19 protein-coding genes are annotated in these 19,514 nt (G+C 61.2%); 10 read left to right on the forward strand and 9 right to left on the reverse strand.

Annotated elements, in window-relative coordinates; all coding sequences use genetic code 11:
* The first annotated feature begins 47 nt into the window (after positions 1 to 47).
* The 4 genes from ACZYGA_RS06885 to ACZYGA_RS06900 all read left to right on the forward strand — a co-directional run bounded on the left by ACZYGA_RS06885 (position 48) and on the right by ACZYGA_RS06900 (position 6,474).
* Entirely contained in the window at positions 48 to 2,954 is a 2,907-nt protein-coding gene (locus tag ACZYGA_RS06885) for a bifunctional acetate--CoA ligase family protein/GNAT family N-acetyltransferase (protein ID WP_404625482.1), read from the forward strand.
* Between the two features lie 307 nt (positions 2,955 to 3,261).
* Positions 3,262 to 4,470, forward strand: a complete 1,209-nt coding sequence (locus ACZYGA_RS06890) for a quaternary amine ABC transporter ATP-binding protein (RefSeq protein ID WP_084208718.1) — start codon at positions 3,262 to 3,264, stop codon at positions 4,468 to 4,470.
* A complete protein-coding gene (locus tag ACZYGA_RS06895; protein ID WP_077376591.1) occupies positions 4,467 to 5,324 on the forward strand; it encodes an ABC transporter permease in 858 nt (285 codons plus the stop codon). Before ACZYGA_RS06890 ends, ACZYGA_RS06895 begins: the two co-directional genes overlap by 4 nt.
* Before the next feature lie 247 nt (positions 5,325 to 5,571).
* On the forward strand, positions 5,572 to 6,474 hold the full coding sequence (locus tag ACZYGA_RS06900) for a glycine betaine ABC transporter substrate-binding protein (RefSeq protein WP_077376588.1): 903 nt from the start codon (positions 5,572 to 5,574) through the stop codon (positions 6,472 to 6,474).
* Between the two features lie 165 nt (positions 6,475 to 6,639).
* On the opposite strand, the gene ACZYGA_RS06905 is transcribed toward ACZYGA_RS06900, so the two are convergent.
* The 8 genes from ACZYGA_RS06905 to ACZYGA_RS06940 form a co-directional block, all read right to left on the reverse strand.
* Complete coding sequence (locus ACZYGA_RS06905) at positions 6,640 to 7,311, reverse strand: RluA family pseudouridine synthase (RefSeq protein WP_136937843.1); 672 nt, start codon at positions 7,309 to 7,311, stop codon at positions 6,640 to 6,642.
* 67 nt (positions 7,312 to 7,378) lie between these two features.
* Positions 7,379 to 7,930: a hypothetical protein gene (locus tag ACZYGA_RS06910; RefSeq protein WP_404625484.1), complete on the reverse strand. Its 552-nt coding sequence runs from the start codon at positions 7,928 to 7,930 to the stop codon at positions 7,379 to 7,381.
* Between the two features lie 299 nt (positions 7,931 to 8,229).
* Positions 8,230 to 8,880, reverse strand: coding sequence for a pyridoxamine 5'-phosphate oxidase (pdxH, locus tag ACZYGA_RS06915; protein WP_479398695.1), 651 nt, complete (start codon positions 8,878 to 8,880; stop codon positions 8,230 to 8,232).
* Positions 8,881 to 8,952: 72 nt separating this feature from the next.
* Positions 8,953 to 9,351 (reverse strand): branched-chain amino acid transporter permease, encoded by a 399-nt coding sequence (locus tag ACZYGA_RS06920; protein ID WP_136937841.1) that lies wholly within the window; start codon positions 9,349 to 9,351, stop codon positions 8,953 to 8,955.
* A complete protein-coding gene (locus ACZYGA_RS06925; RefSeq protein ID WP_417286252.1) occupies positions 9,348 to 10,181 on the reverse strand; it encodes an AzlC family ABC transporter permease in 834 nt (277 codons plus the stop codon). Before ACZYGA_RS06925 ends, ACZYGA_RS06920 begins: the two co-directional genes overlap by 4 nt.
* A 528-nt stretch (positions 10,182 to 10,709) precedes the next feature.
* Entirely contained in the window at positions 10,710 to 11,117 is a 408-nt protein-coding gene (locus tag ACZYGA_RS06930; RefSeq protein WP_136937840.1) for a DUF2069 domain-containing protein, read from the reverse strand.
* A complete protein-coding gene (wrbA, locus tag ACZYGA_RS06935) occupies positions 11,118 to 11,765 on the reverse strand; it encodes an NAD(P)H:quinone oxidoreductase (RefSeq protein WP_077376567.1) in 648 nt (215 codons plus the stop codon).
* Positions 11,766 to 11,789: 24 nt separating this feature from the next.
* Positions 11,790 to 12,149, reverse strand: coding sequence for an ArsC/Spx/MgsR family protein (locus ACZYGA_RS06940; protein WP_404625488.1), 360 nt, complete (start codon positions 12,147 to 12,149; stop codon positions 11,790 to 11,792).
* A 99-nt stretch (positions 12,150 to 12,248) separates the two neighbouring features.
* Between ACZYGA_RS06940 and ACZYGA_RS06945 the strand changes: the two genes are divergently transcribed.
* The 6 genes from ACZYGA_RS06945 (at position 12,249) to smrA (ending at position 18,616) form a co-directional block, all read left to right on the forward strand.
* Positions 12,249 to 13,547, forward strand: coding sequence for a YihY family inner membrane protein (locus tag ACZYGA_RS06945; protein WP_404625489.1), 1,299 nt, complete (start codon positions 12,249 to 12,251; stop codon positions 13,545 to 13,547).
* 358 nt (positions 13,548 to 13,905) lie between these two features.
* Positions 13,906 to 15,033, forward strand: a complete 1,128-nt coding sequence (potA, locus tag ACZYGA_RS06950) for a spermidine/putrescine ABC transporter ATP-binding protein PotA (RefSeq protein WP_404625490.1) — start codon at positions 13,906 to 13,908, stop codon at positions 15,031 to 15,033.
* Entirely contained in the window at positions 15,030 to 15,911 is an 882-nt protein-coding gene (potB, locus tag ACZYGA_RS06955) for a spermidine/putrescine ABC transporter permease PotB (RefSeq protein ID WP_404625492.1), read from the forward strand. Before potA ends, potB begins: the two co-directional genes overlap by 4 nt.
* Positions 15,908 to 16,690 carry a spermidine/putrescine ABC transporter permease PotC gene (gene potC, locus ACZYGA_RS06960; protein WP_077376552.1) on the forward strand — a complete coding sequence of 261 codons (783 nt, stop codon included), beginning with the start codon at positions 15,908 to 15,910 and terminating at the stop codon, positions 16,688 to 16,690. The genes potB and potC overlap by 4 nt, the downstream gene beginning before the upstream one ends.
* 1 nt (position 16,691) lies before the next feature.
* Positions 16,692 to 17,768: an ABC transporter substrate-binding protein gene (locus ACZYGA_RS06965; RefSeq protein WP_404625495.1), complete on the forward strand. Its 1,077-nt coding sequence runs from the start codon at positions 16,692 to 16,694 to the stop codon at positions 17,766 to 17,768.
* A 206-nt stretch (positions 17,769 to 17,974) separates the two neighbouring features.
* Positions 17,975 to 18,616, forward strand: a complete 642-nt coding sequence (smrA, locus tag ACZYGA_RS06970) for a DNA endonuclease SmrA (RefSeq protein WP_308483181.1) — start codon at positions 17,975 to 17,977, stop codon at positions 18,614 to 18,616.
* A gap of 168 nt (positions 18,617 to 18,784) precedes the next feature.
* Here smrA and ACZYGA_RS06975 read toward each other — a convergent pair whose 3' ends face one another.
* On the reverse strand, positions 18,785 to 19,312 hold the full coding sequence (locus ACZYGA_RS06975) for a hypothetical protein (protein WP_084208710.1): 528 nt from the start codon (positions 19,310 to 19,312) through the stop codon (positions 18,785 to 18,787).
* Positions 19,313 to 19,514: the final 202 nt, after the last annotated feature.

The following is a 19,514-nucleotide window of genomic DNA, read 5'->3' on the forward strand; positions in this document are numbered from 1 at the left end:
CTGGTGGCATCGCGCATTGGATGCGCACCGGCTGACAGGACACCTCCATGGGGATGCGATTTCTGCGCAATTTCTTCGAGCCCACCAGTATCGCGGTGATCGGGGCCTCGGAAAAGACACACTCACTGGGCGGCCAGGTGCTGAGAAACCTGCTGGAAGGCGGGTTCAAGGGCACGCTTGTCGTGGTGAATCCCAAGGGCTATGACACGGTGCATGGAGTGCCCTGTGTGCGCCGGATCAGTGAGCTGGACACGATGCCGGACCTCGCCATCCTGTGCTCGCCTGCCGAGACCTTGCCGCGCATCGTCGAGAAGCTGGGGCGTCGCGGCGTCAAGGCCGCGCTGTTGATCTCCGGAGGAGTGGCACCGTCGCCGGCAAGCTCCCTGGCCCGCGTGACGGAAAAAGGGCTCGGAATGCTTGCCCGGCGTGAGCCTGTGGCCCCCGACCACGCGCGACTGCGCATTCATCCGGATCAGGAGAGTCTCAACAGCCGTCTGCTCAAGGCGGCACGTGGCAGTGGAATACGTCTGCTGGGCCCGGAGTGCATGGGGGTCTGCGTGCCCAATCGGAATCTGAATGCCTCCTTCAGTGGTCAGCCTGTCGCCAAGGGCAAGGTCGCCTATCTGGGGCAGTCGGGGATGCTGGGCAATGCCATGATCGACTGGGCGGCGGGGCGCGGTATCGGCTTCTCCCATCTGGTGACGCTGGGAGACAGCGTCGACGTGATGCTGCCTGACCTGATTGATTACCTGAATCAATATGGGCATGCCCAGGCGCTCCTGCTGCATCTCGAGCGCATCCATGACTCGATGCACTTCATGACTGCGCTGCGCGAGGCCTCTCGCAACCGACTGGTATTGGCGATCAAGAGCGGTCGCACGCCCGAGGCCGACCTGTTCGGGACTCATGTCACCCCCGGCATTCCCAATCGCGACCAGATCGTGGACGTCGCGCTGGCGCGTGCTGGGGTGGTACGCGTCAATGACAGCGAGGACATGTTCGATGCCCTCGAGACGCTCAATCGCATGAAACCGCTGCGGGGCGATCGGCTGGCGATCGTCTCCAATGGTCTCGGGCCGGCCCTGTTGGCGATCGACAAGCTGATGGCGGGAGGCGGCAAGCTTGCCGAGCTGAGCAAGGAGAGTCGGGATGCGCTGCTCAAGGATCAGCTGGATGTCAGCCTGCCCGGTCGCAATCCGGTGGATCTGGGGGGCAATGCCACGCCCGAAGACTTCGTTGCCGCAGTCAACATCGTGGCCAATGATCAGGGAGTCGATGCGGTGCTCGTCGTGCACGCCCCGACAAGACTTGCACCATCCAAGGACACGGCCGAGGCCCTGATCACGCATCGCAAGCAGTTCCGGCGCAATCTGCTGACCAGCTGGATGGGGCTCGAGCAGGCGCTGGCGGCACGTCATGCCTGCCACGCTGCGGGTATCCCGACCTATCTCTCACCCGAAAAGGGCGTCAAGGCCTTCCTGCAGATGGTGGATTATCAGCGGGTGCAGTCCCTGTTGCAGCAGACCCCGCCGAGCCTGTCCTTCACCACCAGCGCCGAGATTCGCGCCCGAGCACATGATCTGGTGCACAGCGCTCGGCGTGCCGGTCGTGAATGGCTGACCCATTCTGAAACGGCTCAGGTACTGGAGACCTATGGCATCGCGACAGCTGCCAGTCATTATGTGTCTGACGCCGCCGAAGCCGCGCAGGCCATTGCAGCTCTCAGGCAGGCGGCTGGCAAGGAAGACGCCGAGATGGCAGCGGGGCCCTTCGCCTTGCGGGTGGTCCACGAGCACAACAGCCAGCCCTTCCGTTATCGCCGCTTCCCGCAGCGTCTGTCTTCTGGCGTGGTCCAGGATCTCAATGGCCCGGAAGATATCGCCCTGGCCATGCGTCGCATCACCAGCAAGGTGAGCGAGCGTGATGACGAGCGGGGACGCAGCGGCAGCGAACGCACCCGCATCCATGAGTTCTGCCTGCAGCCGATGCGCCGCGGCAAGCACTCGCTGCAATTGAGTGCGGGCATCACGCGTGACGGGGAGTTCGGGCCGGTGGTGGTCTTCGGGCTGGGGGGCTACAAGGTCAACGTGCTGGTAGACCGCCAGGTTGCCTTGCCGCCTCTCAACATGACGCTGGCACGCGAGCTCATCTCGCGCAGTCATGCCTCGCGTCTGGTCGAGGAGCACTCGCCGGACCCCGAGCGGGATATCGCGCGCCTGTGTACCTTGTTGATCAAATTGTCGCAGTTGGCATCGGATTTGCCTGACATTCGAGGGCTGGAGATCAATCCGTTGCTGCTCAATCGTGATGAGGCCGTCGCGGTGGATTTCACGCTGGATCTGGGCAAGCCCGCGCGCTTCGCTATCATGCCGTACCCGGAAGAGCTGCGGGAGTGGGTGCGGCTTGAGGATGGCACCGAGGTGGAAGTGCGGCCGATTCGTGCAGAGGATGCGCCATTGATCACCGCTTTCCATGCCAGATTGTCCGAGGAAAGCATTCGTTTCCGTTATTTCCATCACAAGGCTTCCCTGACGCAACGCGATCTGGCGCTGCTGGCCCAGATCAATTATGACCGCCAGATGGCATTCATCGCCGAGCGTGAAGTCAGTGAGCAGGAGGAGGGCGGCTCACGTCGTGAAATGCTGGGAGTGGTGCGGGTCTGGAATGACCCTGACAACATTCGCACGGAGTTCTCGGTGATCATTCGTGATGACCTGCAAGGTGAGGGGATCGGACGACTGTTGATGGAAAAGATGCTGCGCTATTGCCGTTCGCTGGGCACTCTCGAGATGGTAGGCAAGATCATGATGGACAATCACCCGATGCGTGCACTGATGAAGCATCTGGGGTTCACCTGTCGTTACAACATGGAGGAACAGGTCATCGATGCGAGCATCCGACTCAATGAGCCCACCAGTGATTGGCAACGCCTGAGGCTTGAATCCAAGGCCTGATGCGCGCGTGTCAGGGCATGATCGGTGGTATGCCACCTTCGTCGTATAAACCTGTGTTGTTGTTTGAGTGAATATCAATAACTCTGTATCATTATTTTAAATATAAGAATCCTTTATGGAAATTGGCGCAGGGAATGACGTGGCATTCTGCTCAGTATCAGGCAGTGTCATGACGGGTATCTCCCGCATGACGGCCTGATTGGCGCTATGCCACCCTCAGCGGCGCAACATCGTGAAAGCGCGTTGCCTGCCGTGTGACTGATCAAGCCTGTTCACGCTTCCCTGTGCACTCACAACAGGAAAGCCAATGACTGACACTCGCGATGTGAAGATCCGGGTGCGCAACCTGAGCAAGGTGTTCGGTAACCAGCCTGACAAGGCGCTCACTCTGCGTGACCAGGGACTCAAACGTCCTGAAATTCTGGAAAAGACCGGCCAGACACTGGGCCTGTCCAATGTCGATTTCGATGTGATGGAAGGTGAGCTGCTGGTCATCATGGGGCTGTCCGGCTCCGGGAAGTCCACCTTGATCCGTTGTCTCAATCGTCTGATCGACCCGACAGAAGGCGAGATCCTGATCGACGGTCAGGACGTGGCCAAGCTGGATGAAAAATCGCTGCTGCGCTGTCGTCGCAAGCACTTCTCGATGGTCTTCCAGAACTTTGCGCTCTTCCCTCATCGTACGGTTCAACAGAATGCCGAGTACGGCCTTGAAGTGCGCGGCGAGGCGAAGGAAGTCTGTTTCCAGCGCGGGCGTGATGCACTCAAGCAGGTAGGACTGGACGGGTGGGAGGATGCCTACCCCGATCAGCTGTCCGGCGGCATGCAGCAGCGTGTCGGGCTCGCACGTGCATTGGCCAATGATTCTACCGTCCTGCTGATGGATGAAGCCTTCTCGGCACTGGATCCGTTGATCCGCAAGGACATGCAGCAGGAGCTGCTGGCGCTGCAGCACAAGATGAAGAAGACCACCATCTTCATCACCCACGATCTGGATGAAGCCCTGTCCATCGGTGATCGCATCATCCTGCTCAAGGATGGTGAAATCGTCCAGATCGGCACTCCCGAGACCATTCTCACCGAGCCCGCTGACGATTATGTCGCGCGCTTCGTCGAAGGCGTGGACATGTCGCGGATTCTGACCGCCCAGTCCGCCATGACGGATGTCCGTGCCACCGCGCGAGACGATGATGGCCCCCGTACGGCATTGCGCAAGATGGGAGAAAACGGCCTGGACAGTCTCTTCGTGGTGCGCCGCGACCGTACCGTTCTGGGAATCGTGACGGCAGAAGATGCCGAGCGTGCCGTGCGTGAGAACCTCACGGATCTCTCCAGTCTGATCCACTCCGATTGCTGTCGGGTCTCGCCTGATGAGCCCTTGCACAACCTGTTCGCGATGTTTGCTGGCCATCACCACCCGCTGGCAGTCGTGGATGAGCAATCGCGCTTGATGGGAGTCGTGGTCAAGGGATCCGTACTGGCTGAGCTGGCCGAAGCAGGGGAGGCGCATGCATGAGTGAATCGACAGGTTTCACCATTCCGAAGATAGAGCTGGGTGACTGGATCGAGGCAGGGCTGGATTATCTGACCAACAATTATTCCAGCGTGACCCGCGCCATTTCCAAGTTCACCGAGACCGGCATCGGTGCGCTTAATGACGCCCTGATGTGGATGCCCCAGTGGGCCTTGATCGCAATGGTCGCGCTGTTGTGCTGGCGGCTGGCGGGAACGCGCCTGGCGATCGGTTCCATCCTGGGCCTCGGCCTCATCTGGAATCTGGATCTGTGGGATCCGATGATCGAATCGCTCACCCTGGTGGTCATCGCGACGCTGGTGGCCGTGGTCATCGCCATCCCCCTGGGCATTCTGGCGGCGCTGTCGGATCGCTTCTATCGGGTCATCATGCCGGTTCTGGATTTCATGCAGACGATGCCGGCCTTCGTCTATCTGATCCCGGCCATTCCCTTCTTCGGTATCGGGTCGGTCTCGGCGATCTTCGCTACGGTCATCTTCTCGATGCCGCCGGCGATCCGTTTCACTACCTTGGGGATTCGTCAGGTGCCCAAGGAGCTGATCGAGGCCGCAGATGCCTTCGGGTCCACCCGTCGCCAGAAGCTCTTCAAGCTGCAGCTGCCCCTGTCGCTGCCGACGGTGATGGCCGGCATCAACCAGACCATCATGCTGGCCCTGTCGATGGTCGTCATCGCGGCCATGATCGGCGCCGATGGTCTGGGCAACGAGGTCTGGAAGGCGATCCAGCGTCTGCGTCCCGGAGATGGGTTCGAAGCGGGTATCGCGGTGGTGATCCTGGCCATGCTGCTTGACCGCCTGACCCAGACCTTGAGCAAGGAAAAGAAGTCGCGCTCCTGAGGTGACTCACCTCGACCCACAAGCCGGCACCGCCTGTCGTGCCGGCTTGTCCCATCTCTTCAGGGCGTTTCTTGCCCACATTTCTGCACCGCGACACATTCTCCTGTTCTTTACACGTTGCATGGGGATACGGCATTCGCGGCAGCCAGTCTTTCTGCTGGTCCTGTATTGATGAAAGGCTGACCTGATCGGCGATCAGGCAATTCTCGCCCTAAGAAATAAGTAGATTCAAATAAAGGGGAAGTTGATGAATAAGCAAGGTACTTCACGTAGCCATCTGACCATCACCGCCAAGGCACTGTTGCTGGGGGCCGCCATGTCATCCTCGGTGGTCGGTGTCAGCGCGGCTCATGCGGCAGGTGACAAGGGAGATGTCACCCTGGCGTATGTCGAGTGGTCCTCCGAGGTCGCCTCCACCAATGTCGTGAAAGCGGTGCTGGAAGCCCAGGGCTACAACGTCGAGCTCAAGGCGCTGTCCGCCGCCGCGATGTTCCAGGCGGTCGCCTTTGGTGATGCTGATGGCATGGTCGGTGCGTGGCTCCCCACGACCCATGAAGACTACATGGCCAAGGTCGGGCCCAAGGTCGAGGACCTGGGGGTCAACCTCGAGGGCACCAAGCTCGGCCTGGTGGTCCCGGCGTACAGCAAGCTCGAGTCCATCGAGGACATCACCTCGCATGCCGACGAGATTGATGAGCGTATCGTCGGTATCGAGCCAGGCGCCGGCCTGACCCGACTCACCGAGCAGGTGCTCGAGGATTACGATCTCGAGGATATCGACCTCACGACCGGTAGCGGCGCGACCATGACCGCAGCGCTGAGCAATGCCATCAAGGGCGAGCGGGATATCGTGGTGACCGGCTGGACCCCCCATTGGATGTTCGCGCGCTGGGACCTCAAGTACCTGGAGGATCCCAAGGGTGTCTATGGCGGTGCCGAGGAGATCCATACCCTGGCACGCAAGGGGCTCAAGGAAGACATGCCGGAGGTCTACGCGATCCTGGACAACTTCGCCTGGACGCCGGCGGACATGGGCGAGGTGATGCTCAACAACCAGGAGGATGATGCAGACCCCTATGAGACGGCCAAGGCGTGGGTGGAAAGCCATCCGGATATCGTCAATGAGTGGCTGCCGGCAACGGCTCAGTAACCTTCATCGTGATGGCAGCGGTCTAGTCCACCCTCGGGCTGCCATCAATGTGAGTAAGATCAAGATGAGACGCCCCCGCAGGCTTGCCTGCGGGGGCGTCTCGTCTATCAGGGTCGTCTATCCGTCTCATCTATCCGTCTCGCCGATGCGGGACGTCAGAGACGTTCAGAAGGGGCAGGGGCTGCGGACTTCCATGCGCTCGCCGCTGACCGGGTGATCGAAGGCGATCATCTCGGCATGCAGCATCAGGCGCTCGGCCATGAAGAAGGCTTCATCACTGGCATATAGATCGCAGCCCAGGATGGGGTGGCCCAGCTGCTGGCTGTGGATGCGCAGCTGGTGGGTGCGCCCGGAGACGGGCGTGAATTCGACCCGGGTACGCCTGGGGGCCTCGAGCCGCTCAAGCACGCGATAGTCACTGATGGCGGTCTTGCCTGTCTCATGGCAGATCTTCTGCAACGGGAACTGATCCACGTCCTTGGCAATCGGCAGCGAGATCCGTCCACTGTCCTGCTCGACGTGTCCCAGCAGCATCGCGCGGTAGGACTTGTCGATGGTCCGGGCCTGGAACTGGCGCGTCAGGTTGCCGTTGGCCGGCTTGTTGAGTGCCACCAGCATGATGCCTGATGTGCCGAGATCCAGACGGTGCAGCAGCTTGGCGGTCGGGTATTCCTTGACCAGCCGATGGTGCAGCGAGTCCAGATTGAGCGGATGCTTGCCGGACAGGCTCAGCAGACCACTGGGCTTGTGGATCAGCAGGATGTCCTCATCCGCGTAAAGCACCTTGTAGGTCTCATGACAGGGCGGAACGATGAACGGGTCGGCTTGTGGCTGCATGGGGTCTCACAGATGACGATGGGCGGTTCGACGGTGATGGTCGGCAAGGCGGGTGACGAGCTCGCCGTCACTCGTCAGGCAGCGGGGAGGCCAGCAGATCGATGTCTTCCCAGTGATACTCGTATTCCTCCTCCTCGGTGTCGTCGGGAGCTCGCCCGATGAACAGGCTGGCGGTGAAAGCCCGCACGAAGATCACCTCGCTGGCATCCAGTGCCGCAAGGCGCTCGCCTTTTCTGAGCTTCTTGATCTTGCGCTTGCGCGCCGCGACATCCTCACGCGCGGCGCGGGTCGCCTCTCGCCACTGGGCGGCAATCTCACCGGGGGCAGTGGACTGCGCCAGGAGTGCCGGCGGGCATTGCAGCGGAATATCTGGCGTGCCTTCATCCCGGATATGGTACTCCCAGCGGCTGGGGTCACCCTGTCGGGGAGCCTGCATCAGATGCTGGCGAATGAAGGTATGACCATGGGGATGCTCCAGCACGGTGTAGAGCACATTGCCGACCACGGCGTGATCCACCAGCGAGATGCCATGGTGATCGGAAGGTGTGTAGCTTGCCAGCAGGCGATCTACCAGCGTCTGACGAGCCACCTTGGGTGTTGCACTGTCGTCCCAGGCCATGTGGCCTCCCTTCCTGTAAACATGTGACGGTGTATGCAGGACATGAGCCGTGCAGCTGTCGCCGACCTGAGCATGCCCTGCACCGAAAAGCCGGCCATTGTCTGTTCTGGCACGGCGCAGGGCAAGTCATGCTTAATCTCGCATGCCGCGTCGATGGGATCGCATCGCGGGTGCCGCATGGCGTGATGTGAGGGGCATGGCGCGAGGGGCATGCGTGTATCGATCAGCACGCAGGCGCCTTCACGCAAAAGGCCCCGCCATGGCGGAGCCTTCGAGAGCGTGTGGCGATCAGGTGCCAATTACGGTGCGAGCATCACCTTGTGCCACTCATTGTCTTCGGTATCCAGACGCTGATAGCGGACCCGGTCGTGCAGGCGTGATGGCTGGCCCTGCCAGAATTCGATCATCTCGGGCACCACGCGATAGCCACCCCAGTGCTCAGGGCGCGGGACATCACTGTCGGCATAGACCTTCTCGAAGCGGCCCTGTCTCTCGCTGAGCCAGTCGCGATCCGGAATCTCGACGCTCTGCTGCGAGACCCAGGCGCCCAGCTGGCTTTCCTTAGGGCGGGAGGCGAAGTAGTGGTCCGAGGTGGCGTCCGAGACCTTCTCCACGCGACCCTCGATACGGACCTGGCGCTCCATGGCCGGCCACCAGAACGTCAAGGCCGCATGCGGCACATTGGCCAGTTCGCTGCCCTTGTGGCTTTGATAGTTGGTATAGAAGATGAACCCTTGTGCATCGTATCCCTTGAGCAGCACGATGCGCGCGTGCGGCTTGCCCTGGCTGTCGACGGTGGACAACGTCATCACATTGACATCGTTGTCATCGGCGGAGAGTGCGCTGGTCAGCCATTCCTGAAACTGCTCGAAGGGTTCGGCCGGGGTGTTGTCAAGATTCAGGCCATCACCGGAGTAGGTTCTGCGCACGTCAGCGATATCGCGATTCATGGTGGGCTCCCTTGATGAATTGCTCATGTAATGTAAGGACTGTGTACCGTCGAGCGCCAGATCGCAAGGGCCTCAGGCCTGTGCCATGGGGCCGAGCTGTACCCACGCCATGTAAAGGCCGGTACCGACGGCGATGGAGAGCAGCGCATTGCGTCGCCAGAGGTGAAGGCCGGCCACGCAGGCGGCGGATATCAGCATGCCGGCACCCTCGGCCTGCATCAGCCAGTCGCGCCAGAGCTCGCTGCGAGCAAGCGTGGAGGGCAGATCACGGGGGAAGTCGCCGGGCAACGACATGGCAGACAGGGACACGATGATCAGCACGACCATCACGATGGCCGGCAGATAGCGACCCATGTGCAGGATCAAGGGATGTGCGGAATGGCGTGAGAGAAACAGGAAGGGGGTCACGCGTGTCGCGAAGGTCGCCAGCGCGGCCACGCCGATCAGCAGCAGTGCCTGGGTCGTTGTCATCGTGTCCGGCTCCCGTCGCTCAGAGAGCGCTGTTGATGGAGATAATGGCCGAGCAGAAGGACACTTGCCGCGGCGATGCTGCCGAGCAGCAGTTGGTCATGGGGTAGTACCCATAGCCCCGCCAGGGTGATCACCAGGCCCAGCAGGAAGGGCCAGCGTTCCCGCAGTGCGTACCATTGCTCGATGCCGAGCACGACGAACAAGGCGGTGAGGGCAAATTCGATGCCGCTGCTGTCGAAGGTGAGCTGGCCGGCCGCCAGCCCCAGTGCGGTCCCCAATACCCACCACAGCTGGTTGAGCGCCGTAATGCGCAGCATCAGACGCTGATCATTGCGCCTGGCGGCCTTGTCATCCCGCTCACCGCTGCGCGGCAGGCTGGATAGCAGCGAGTAGGTCTCGTCGGTGAGACCGAAGATGAGATAGAGCTTGGCGATTCCGGCCTCGCGAAAACGCTCCAGCAATGACAGGCCATAGAACAGGTGGCGTGAGTTGAGCAGCAGGGTGGCGACGGCCACCTCCGTGACGCCCGCTCCAGCGCTCAGCAGAGCGACTGCCAGGAACTGCCCGGCACCCGCCAGGATGATCACCGACATCAAGAGTCCCAGCCAGGGGCTCAGGGGCAACTGGGTGAACAGCACCCCGAAGGCGGCTCCCAGCGGGATATAGCCGAACATCACCGGTAGCGTCTGACGCAGCGCCTCACGCCACGCCTGGCGAGCGCTCAGCCATTCGCTGGCCGTGTTGATCGATTCAGGCTCGGCCATCTCCAGGGAGTGCGCGCCGTCGTCGAGGGTGTGTGTCACGCCATCGGTGGTGGGTGTCGTAGGCATGAGGCGTACGGGGTTCCTGTCGGCTCAATGGGCATTGGCATCACACAAGGCTGCGTGACGACCCGATCCCGAAGGGGTCAGAGGCATCAGCATAGCGTGACGATGATGGTGTGGCGATGCGGCCAAGGTGGCACTCTGCAGTGCAATCCTCTGGATTCTAGCGCCAATTGCCCAGCAAGCCACCGTCGAGCGCTGACCTGTCATTGGAATCCTCCGCGCATCTTCAAGGGATAAGCGCTGAGGTCGAGGAGAAAGGGGGAGAGGAAAAGGGAGGCGGGAAGTTGGAAGCGGAAAGCGGGTTGAGAGTAGAGAGAAGAGAGAATAGGGAACAGTAAAGACAAAAGAAGAGAGCGGAGAGCTCGGAACAGAAAGCGGCAGGGACAGAAATGAGGGAAGGGACAGGAACATCGAATGAATCGCCGGTCGTGCAGACAAAGCGCCAGGCCTGATGACAGATAGCGCCCAGGGGGCGCTATCTGTCAGGTCCTCGTCGGGCGGCCTTTTACCCCATGGGGGTGCCGGCCCGCATCACGACTGAGGCTGATGCTTCAGATTGCGCGAGCGAAAGCGAGCATACGCCATGCTGGCGAGGAACAGGCCAAGTGCCGCCAGCGCCTCCAGTACGCCGATCACCCCATGGCCGGGTACGCTGGCCAGCATCACGCCCTGCATGAGATAGAGCAGGCTGACGAAGGCCAGCCAGACGTGGCCGCGGGCGCGACGAGTCAGCACGGCGGGCAGGAAAAGGGCAATGGGCAGCAGGCGAATCAACAACGGCACCAGGCCGGTATTGTCACTCTGGGCCATCAACTGGATGCCACCTACCAGCAGGATGATGGCCAGGGCCGCGAAGCTCACGATCACGCCGCGGCGGCTCTTGGCCTCGAGGGTGTCGAGGCCCTGTTCGCGTTCCATTCGTTCAAGCCAGGCGCGCATCTATCGGTTCTCCCTGAGGGGTTGCATGGCGAGGGCCAGACGCGCAATGCGCTTGCCTTGTGCGACGGCCAGGCGTCGCTCATGGTCGTTCACGTCATTGTCACCGCGCTTGCCGCTGACATGGGTGGTGCCATAGGGCGTGCCGCCCTGGGTGGTTTCCAGCAATTCAGTGGCACTGTAGGGCACGCCCGCATAGACCATGCCGTGGTGAAGAAGAGGCACCAGCATGGTCATCAAGGTGGTTTCCTGACCGCCATGCAGTGAGCTTGAGGCACTGAAGGCGGTGGCGGGCTTGTCGATCAGTGCCCCGTTCATCCACAGCTCGCTGGTGGAGTCGAGGAAGTACTTCAGCGGAGCGGCCATGTTGCCGAAACGGGTCGGGCTGCCAAGTGCCAGACCTGCACACTGACGCAGGTCATCGAGGGTGGCATACATGGCACCGCTGTCGGGGATTTCCGGCGTGGTCTGCTCGCAGGTCGTCGAGACTTCGGGGACTCGGCGCAGGCGGGCCTGGATTCCCGGAATGGACTCGATGCCAGCGACGATCTGCTCCGCCAGGGTCTGGGTCGCACCGTGACGCGAGTAATAAAGCACGAGCACATAGGGTGTCGTATCGGGGGACGTACTGGAATGGGTGTCAGCTGACATGGGCGTCCTCAGGTCACGAAGGGATCAGGCGTCGTCGAGCAGGGCGAGTACATCCTGCGGTGGTCTGCCGATGATGGCGCGCTTTCCGTCATCGAGAATCGGGCGTTGCATCAACCTGGGCGTGGCAGCGATGGCGTCCAGACGTCGTGCATCATCGGGTTCCTCAAGGGCGAGCGCCTTCCAGTCACTCTCGTTCTCTCGCGTCAGGGCTTTCGCCCCGCCTTCGAGTCGAGCGGCCAGCGCACTCAGCTGCTCACGGCTCAACGGGGTGTCCAGGTAACGAATGGTCTCGAATTCGTCGCTTCTCAGGCGTGACTCCAGCAACGCGAGGGTTTCGCGTGACTTGGAGCAGCGCGGGTTGTGATAGAGTTTCAGCATTGGCATGACTGTCTCCGTTTCCGGACAGGCGGTAAGGCGAATGGACTGTGCCGTCAGTGATTCCTGACGGCAGCTTCACATCAGGGATCCATTGTAGAGGGGCGCATGAGAATGCCACAACTGCCACAACTCAAGCGGATGACGCCTGCCATCGGGGTCGTCCTCAAGCTGGTCTCACGTTTCAACTATCACGATGGCAAGAAGACTGCCTCCGCCTTGACCTATACCACCCTCTTCGCAGTGGTGCCTCTGATGACGGTGATCTATTCGATGTTCGCCGTCATCCCGAGCTTTGACGGTGTCGGGCAGCAATTGCAGACCACCGTCTTTGCCCAATTCCTGCCCTCCACCGGCGAGACGGTGCTTGAGTACCTCAATGAGTTCTCGGGCCAGGCTCGCAATCTGACCTCCGTGGGCCTCATCTTTCTGTTCGTCACCTCGGTGTTGATGATGATCACCATCGAAGGGGCGTTCAATGCCATCTGGCAGGTACCGGAAGGGCGCAAGGGGCTGTCGAGCTTTCTGATGTACTGGGCGGTCCTGACACTCGGGCCGCTGATGCTGGGGTCCGGTTTCTTGCTGTCTTCCTATCTGACTTCGCTGTCTTTCTTCGATTCAGCGGCCTCGATGCTGGGCGGCAAGGCGGTATTGCTGCGCCTGTTGCCACCATTGTTGAGCGCGGTGGCCTTCACCTTCATCTACGCCGCGGTACCCAATTGCAAGGTGCGCCTGCGTGATGCGGCCGTGGGAGCGGTGACGACAGCTCTGGCACTGGAACTGGCCAAGGCCGGGTTCTCGTTCTACGTCACGCAGTTCCCGTCCTATCAGGCCATCTATGGTGCCTTCGCGGCAGTGCCACTGTTCCTGCTGTGGGTCTTCCTGTCCTGGTGCATCGTGTTGCTGGGGGCGGAAGTGGCGGCCTGGATGGGGGAACGCTCCAACGCTGACTGGCACCGCTGGCCACCGTTCTGGCAGACCCTGGGGGCCGTCATGCTGCTCAAGGATGCGCATGAACGGGGCGAGCCGCTGTCGGATGACAGCCTGACCGAGGTGTTGGGCAGCCGCTATCGTCGTGTACTCAAGCCCTTGATTGAGGAGAACATCGCCAGCCAGACCCAGGATGGTCAGTGGGTGCTGGGACGTGATCTCAATCACTATACGCTCTGGGAGCTGGCGCGAGCGCTGCCCTGGGATCTGCCGGCAGGCGAGGCCGGCGAAGCGCCGCACCCTCGTCTGGAGCCGTTGCGAGAAGCGTTGGCTCAGGCGCGTCAGGCCGAGAAGGAACGCATGGACTGCGGGCTGGTGGAGGTTCTGCCCAGTGTCGGTGAGGTCGAATCTGACTCTGCCCACACCGGCGACCCCCTTCCGACGAATCCGTCATCCACCTCCTCCATGGCGACGTGAGTTGTTCCAGGATGAATGCGAGATGACAGCAGGCCCTCGAGTGGGCAGAATGCGCACCTCACGACCTGCCTGAGGCTGGAGGATGCAAGCTGCCAGGCAATGCAAAAGGCCCGACTCCGGTACGGGCCTTTTCATGTTTCGTCGCTCAGGATTTCTTGCCGCGCGCATCGCCATGACGGCATGGACAACGGCTTGCATGACCGCCGTGGCGCAGCGGTAAAGATCCTGAGCTGGACCTTCTGCGTGCAGGCCGCGCAGGAACCGAAGAAGACTCGACAGTGTGGCGCGTCATTTCCGGCGCGCCATTTCATGTATCAGGGAGACGCGCGCGTTTCCCGCTGGAGGTGACCCCCTGCCGATGAATAGCTCTGCTCCTGAGACGACCCCACTGGTCAAGTTGCGCTCCATCACCAAGACGTTTGGCGAGCGCAAGGTGCTCGACAGCCTGGATCTGGATTTGAAGGATGGTGAGTTCGTGACCCTGCTAGGCCCCTCAGGGTGTGGCAAGACGACCGTACTGCGCTTGATCGCAGGCTTCGAGGACCCTGATGCGGGTACCATCACGCTCGAGAACGCGGCATTGCAGCACACGCCTGCGCACCTGCGTCCGGTCAATACCGTCTTCCAGAGTTATGCGCTGTTTCCGCACATGAATCTTTACGACAACGTGGCCTTCGGGTTGCGCATGGAGAAGGTGCCCAAGGCCGAGATCCACGAGCGTGTGCGTGAAGCGCTGGAAATGGTGCAATTGGCGCATCTGTCCGACCGTCGTCCGGACCAGCTCTCCGGTGGCCAGCAGCAACGTGTCGCCATTGCCCGCGCCGTCATCAAGCGCCCGCGTGTCCTGTTGCTGGATGAGCCGCTCTCGGCATTGGACTACAAGCTGCGCAAGCAGATGCAGAATGAACTGAAGCGTCTTCAGCGCCGTCTGGGCATCACCTTCGTCTTCGTCACCCACGATCAGGAGGAAGCGCTCTCCATGTCCGATCGTGTGGTCGTGATGCGGGAAGGGGGGATCGAGCAGATCGGCACGCCCCGTGAAGTCTATGAGTCGCCGAGCACGCTGTTCGTGGCGCGCTTCGTCGGCGAGATCAATCAGCTGGCGGCACGCGTCGAGCGGCCTTCCACAACGCCGGGGCGCATCCACGTCGAGGTGCTGGGAAAGTCGCTGGAACTGAGCAGCCACGGCCGCGAATACCTGGGTGGCGAGGCGGTGCAGGTGCTGCTGCGTCCGGAGGACATGCGACTCAAGTCCGCCGAGGACAGCGAAGGCTTCGCGGCCCGTGTCATCGAGCGCAACTACAAGGGCATGACGCTGGATACGGTGCTGGAGCTCGACAGTGGTCAGCAGCTGCTGGCCAGCGAGTTCTTCGATGAGGATGATCCGGACTTCGATTATCGTCTCGGTGAGCGCGTCAAGGTCAGCTGGGTGCCGGACTGGGAAATCATCCTGCCGGATGATGCCCCCGTGGAGGCGAGGGCATGAGTGTGGTGCGCAATCCCTTCAAGACGGCCACGCTGACCATCATCTGGGGCTGGCTGATCGTGCTGGTACTGGCCCCCACCTTGCTGGTGGTACTGGTCAGCCTGATGCCCGAGGGCAGTGGACAGCTACTGAGTGGCGACATCTCGCCTGCCACTCTCTGGCAGGGCTTGCTGACCAATTACGGCCAGATGATCAGTCCGGTCTATCTGGGAGTGTTTGGCCATTCGCTGTGGATCGGCCTGGTCACGACCCTGATCTGCCTGGTGCTCGGGTATCCGTTCGCCTGGATGATCTCGCGTGCCAGCCCCCGTCTGCAGCCGCTGCTGCTGCTGCTGGTGATCATTCCGTTCTGGACCAACTCGCTGATTCGCATCTATGCCCTGCGCACGCTGATCGCGACCCGTGGACTGCTCAATGATGTGCTGATGACTCTGGGGCTGATCGATACTCCCCTGCGGCTTCTGTATACCGAGGAGGCGGTGATCATCGGGCTGGTCTACATGCTGTTGCCCTTCATGATTCTTCCGCTCTACGCGGTGTTCGAGCAGCTCAGCCGCCCGACCCTGGAGGCGGCACGCGATCTCGGCGCCAATGGTCTGGCCACCTTCCGTCATGTGGTGTTGCCGCTGACCATGCCCGGCATCATCGCCGGCGTGCTGCTGGTGTTCCTGCCGGCGATGGGCATGTTCTATGTGTCGGATCTGCTGGGTGGCTCGCGTCACCCCTTGATCGGCAACATCATCAAGGGGCAGTTTCTGGAAGCCAACAACTGGTCCTTCGGGGCAGCCATCAGCGTGATGCTGACACTGGTGATGGCCTTCCTGCTGCTTGCGTATTACCGCAGCGTCAAGCTCTTCAAGCGGGAGGTGACACTATGAGCCTGAGCCGCCCCCTGCGGGTGTTCAGTCGTTGCTACATGACGCTGATCTTCACGCTGCTGTATGTGCCGATCCTGGTGTTGATCGGGATTTCCTTCAATGATTCGCGCAATCCGTTCCTCTGGGGTGGCTTCAGTCTGCGCTGGTACGACAAGCTGCTGGGCAACGCCAATCTGATGGATGCTGCGCTCAATACCCTGTGGCTGGGCGTGACGGCGGCGACTCTCGCCACGCTGATCGGCACCCTGACCGCCACGGCGCTGTACCGTTATCGCTTCCGGGGAAAGCCGCTGCTCAACGGCATGCTGTTTACCGTGATGATGATGCCGGACATCGTGATGGCGATCGCGTTCCTGGCGCTGTTCATCGCCCTGGGCATCCAGCTGGGCTATCTCTCGTTGCTGGTCTCTCATGCCACCTTCTGTCTGCCCTTCGTGGTGATCACGGTGTATTCGCGCCTGTCGGGGATCAATCCGCAATTGCTGGAGGCCGCACGTGATCTGGGGGCCAGCGAAGCACGGGCCGTCTGGCATGTGCTGGTGCCAGCGTTGATGCCGGCGATAGCCTCGGGTTGGCTGCTCAGTTTTACCCTGTCATTGGACGATGTCGTGATCTCGACCTTCGTCACCGGTCCGACCTTTGAAGTACTGCCGCTGCGTATCTATTCCATGGTGCGCCTAGGGCTCAAGCCTGAAGTGAATGCACTGGCAACTCTGCTGCTTGGATTGTCACTCTGTCTGCTGGTGATTTCCCAGTGGTTGATCAAGGAGAAAAAATAACATGCAAGGTTCCCGTTTCCCGCTGCGCGCCGCTGGCCTGATGGCTGCCGTCAGCCTGGCATCCGTGGCGACATCCGCCCCCGTTCTGGCCGCGGATGACAGCGACAAGGTGCTCTACGTCTACAACTGGACGGAGTACATGCCCGATGAGGTCATCGAGCGCTTTGAAGAACAGACCGGTATCGATGTCATCTATTCCACCTTCGATTCCAACGAAGCGATGTACGCCAAGCTGAAGCTGCTGGACAGCGACAACAGCTACGATCTCGTCTTCCCGTCGACGTATTACATCGACAAGATGGCGCGCGAGAATCTGCTGCAGAAGCTGGATGTCAGCAAGCTCAGCCATTTCAAGGATCTCGATCCCAACCTGGTCGACCGCGACTTCGACAAGGGCAATCAATATAGCGTGCCTTACATGTGGGGCAGCGCCGGGATCGGTTACAACTCGGACTATGTCGAAGAGGGCGCGCTGACCAGCTGGAACGATCTGTGGGATGACAAGTATCGTGACAAGCTGCTGCTCTCCAATGACATGCGCGAGGTCTTCCATGTCGCGCTGGCAAGCCTGGGCTACAGCGGCAATACCACGGACCCGGACGAGATCAAGGCGGCGTACGAGAAGCTGACCGAGTTGATGCCCAATGTTCGCGCCTTCAACTCCGATGCGGCGCGTGTGCCGTTCATGCAGGGCGAGGTCGATGCCGGTCTGATCTGGAACGGTGAGGTCTATCAGGCCAATGAGGAAGGCGTACCGGTGAATTACGTCTATCCCGAGGAAGGCATCATTCTGTGGATGGACACCATGGCCATCCCGTCCAATGCGCGTCACGTCGATGCGGCCTATCAGTTCATCGATTATCTGATCAGCCCGCAAGTCAGCAAGGAGATCAGCGAATATGTGGGTTACACCACCCCCAGCCTTGCCGCCAAGGAGATGATGGACCCCGAGGTGCGTGACAACCCGGTGGTCTTCCCGACGCAGCAGGATCTCGCACGTGGCGAGTTCCAGACCGATGTCGGCGATGCACTGTCGATCTATCAGAAGTACTGGGAACAGCTCAAGACGGGTCACTGATCCTGTCATGACGCCAGACGTGTGAACGCACGAATTTGGCATGGACGCTTGAGCTTGGCTGACGCCCCGAGGCATTCTCTGTCTCGGGGCGTCGTCGTTTGCGTCCTCTGCGCCCCCGGGTGGCCAACCATCGCCCCGGGCGCTGGCAGGTCTTGATGACGACCTGCTCCCTGATTGCCACGTCCTGGTGAAGACTGGAGGGTGCCATGTCACGTTTTTCCCCTGCAATGATGTCGGCAGCGCATTCGCGCGAGATCACCCCTGATGAAGCGGATGCGCTGTTCAGTCGTGAGATGCAAGGTGTTGCTCCTCTGACGCGTGGCAAGGATCGCGCGGATGTGGCCACGGGGCCCAGGGCACCGAGCGAAGCACAGCTTGCCCGTCGGGAAGAGGCCCAGAAGGCGCTGGGCAATGAGCTGGATGGGTTGTCAGACAGTTACGTGGAGCATCTGTCGCCGCATGATCCGGTCGAGTATCGGCGTGATGGCATTCAGGTGGGCGTGCTGGACCGTCTGCGTCAGGGCGGCTACCCCCCTGAGGCACAGCTCAATCTGATGCGTCGGCCCTTGATCGAGTGTCGTCGAGAGGTCCATCGCTTCATTCAGGATGCCTGGGGCAGTGAATTGCGCTCGCTGCTGGTGATCCATGGCAAGGGGCGTGATGGCGAATCGCATGCTGCCTTGATTCGCTCCTACCTGGTGCATTGGCTGCAACAGATGCCGGAAGTACAAGCTTGGAGCAGTGCCCCGCAGCGTCATGGTGGCCTGGGGGCAACGCTGGTGATGTTGCGAAAATCCCGTGCGGCGCGTGACAACAACCGTGAGCGCCACCAGAAGCGTCGCGGCTGACGCTTCGCTTCAAGGCTCACGACACAGAACTCACCACACAGAACTCACGACACAAGACTCACATCACCAGGCCTTCAGGTCTTCTGCGAGCAGGCAAGCAAAGGCCCGCCACGATGAGGTGGCGGGCCTTTTCGCGTGCACGCGGAGAGATGACGCGTGCCGGCTGACTCATTGCACGCTGTAGCCGCGTCCGCTGAAGCAGGCACTCAATGCGCGACGATAGGTGTCGGCATTGCCGGCGGTCACCGGCGGGGCGGCGGAATTGGCATCCGCGCCACTTTCCTGATTGGCCCAGCGATGACACTCGTAGCGATCCCTGGCCTGCTGGTCCTGGCTCTGCCCCTTGGAGGGATAGGCGATGACATCCACCGCGGGGGCGGAGAGTGTCGCCGGAGCAGGGGCCTGGACCGGCAGGTACTGTTGCTGGCTGGCCTCCCAGAGGTAATAGGTGCCCGCCGCCAGGTAGTAGAGAGTGGCGCCAACCCAGATGCCGCGAGCGCCTGCCGGCAGTCCATGCCCGTGGCCGGGGCCGCCCGGAGCCCAGCGTACCAGCGGCCCAGGGCCACCATGCCCGATGAAGATATCCGGGCCATCCAGACGTGGGTGCCCCGGACCGGCCATTGCCGATGCGGCCGGCAGGGCAGTCAACAGGGCAAGTGACAGCGCGAGGCCGCGCGTGGATCCTTTTCTGCTCATGCATTCAACTCCTCTGCATCAATCCGTCACGCCGATTATGCGCCTGCCGCGCTCGTTCAGTGTGCAAGCAACCCGCAAAGAAATGATATCTGATGATGTCGTGATACCCCGCAATGGCGTGTCCATGGCGTTGGGCGTGTTGCCATCAAGTGGTATTATCCGCGCCGCCATTGATGACGACTTTTCATTATGGATATGCGCG

The organism is Cobetia sp. BL01 (assembly GCF_056493605.1).

What these genes read in the sequence shown, in the direction of transcription:
- ACZYGA_RS06885 (WP_404625482.1), top strand. Translation starts at nt 48, where the DNA reads ATGGGGATGCGATTTCTGCGCAATTTCTTCGAGCCCACCAGTATCGCG.
- ACZYGA_RS06890 (WP_084208718.1), top strand. Translation starts at nt 3,262, where the DNA reads ATGACTGACACTCGCGATGTGAAGATCCGGGTGCGCAACCTGAGCAAG.
- ACZYGA_RS06895 (WP_077376591.1), top strand. Translation starts at nt 4,467, where the DNA reads ATGAGTGAATCGACAGGTTTCACCATTCCGAAGATAGAGCTGGGTGAC.
- ACZYGA_RS06900 (WP_077376588.1), top strand. Translation starts at nt 5,572, where the DNA reads ATGAATAAGCAAGGTACTTCACGTAGCCATCTGACCATCACCGCCAAG.
- ACZYGA_RS06905 (WP_136937843.1), bottom strand. Translation starts at nt 7,311, where the DNA reads ATGCAGCCACAAGCCGACCCGTTCATCGTTCCGCCCTGTCATGAGACC.
- ACZYGA_RS06910 (WP_404625484.1), bottom strand. Translation starts at nt 7,930, where the DNA reads ATGGCCTGGGACGACAGTGCAACACCCAAGGTGGCTCGTCAGACGCTG.
- pdxH (WP_479398695.1), bottom strand. Translation starts at nt 8,880, where the DNA reads ATGAATCGCGATATCGCTGACGTGCGCAGAACCTACTCCGGTGATGGC.
- ACZYGA_RS06920 (WP_136937841.1), bottom strand. Translation starts at nt 9,351, where the DNA reads ATGACAACGACCCAGGCACTGCTGCTGATCGGCGTGGCCGCGCTGGCG.
- ACZYGA_RS06925 (WP_417286252.1), bottom strand. Translation starts at nt 10,181, where the DNA reads ATGCCTACGACACCCACCACCGATGGCGTGACACACACCCTCGACGAC.
- ACZYGA_RS06930 (WP_136937840.1), bottom strand. Translation starts at nt 11,117, where the DNA reads ATGCGCGCCTGGCTTGAACGAATGGAACGCGAACAGGGCCTCGACACC.
- wrbA (WP_077376567.1), bottom strand. Translation starts at nt 11,765, where the DNA reads ATGTCAGCTGACACCCATTCCAGTACGTCCCCCGATACGACACCCTAT.
- ACZYGA_RS06940 (WP_404625488.1), bottom strand. Translation starts at nt 12,149, where the DNA reads ATGCCAATGCTGAAACTCTATCACAACCCGCGCTGCTCCAAGTCACGC.
- ACZYGA_RS06945 (WP_404625489.1), top strand. Translation starts at nt 12,249, where the DNA reads ATGAGAATGCCACAACTGCCACAACTCAAGCGGATGACGCCTGCCATC.
- potA (WP_404625490.1), top strand. Translation starts at nt 13,906, where the DNA reads ATGAATAGCTCTGCTCCTGAGACGACCCCACTGGTCAAGTTGCGCTCC.
- potB (WP_404625492.1), top strand. Translation starts at nt 15,030, where the DNA reads ATGAGTGTGGTGCGCAATCCCTTCAAGACGGCCACGCTGACCATCATC.
- potC (WP_077376552.1), top strand. Translation starts at nt 15,908, where the DNA reads ATGAGCCTGAGCCGCCCCCTGCGGGTGTTCAGTCGTTGCTACATGACG.
- ACZYGA_RS06965 (WP_404625495.1), top strand. Translation starts at nt 16,692, where the DNA reads ATGCAAGGTTCCCGTTTCCCGCTGCGCGCCGCTGGCCTGATGGCTGCC.
- smrA (WP_308483181.1), top strand. Translation starts at nt 17,975, where the DNA reads ATGTCACGTTTTTCCCCTGCAATGATGTCGGCAGCGCATTCGCGCGAG.
- ACZYGA_RS06975 (WP_084208710.1), bottom strand. Translation starts at nt 19,312, where the DNA reads ATGAGCAGAAAAGGATCCACGCGCGGCCTCGCGCTGTCACTTGCCCTG.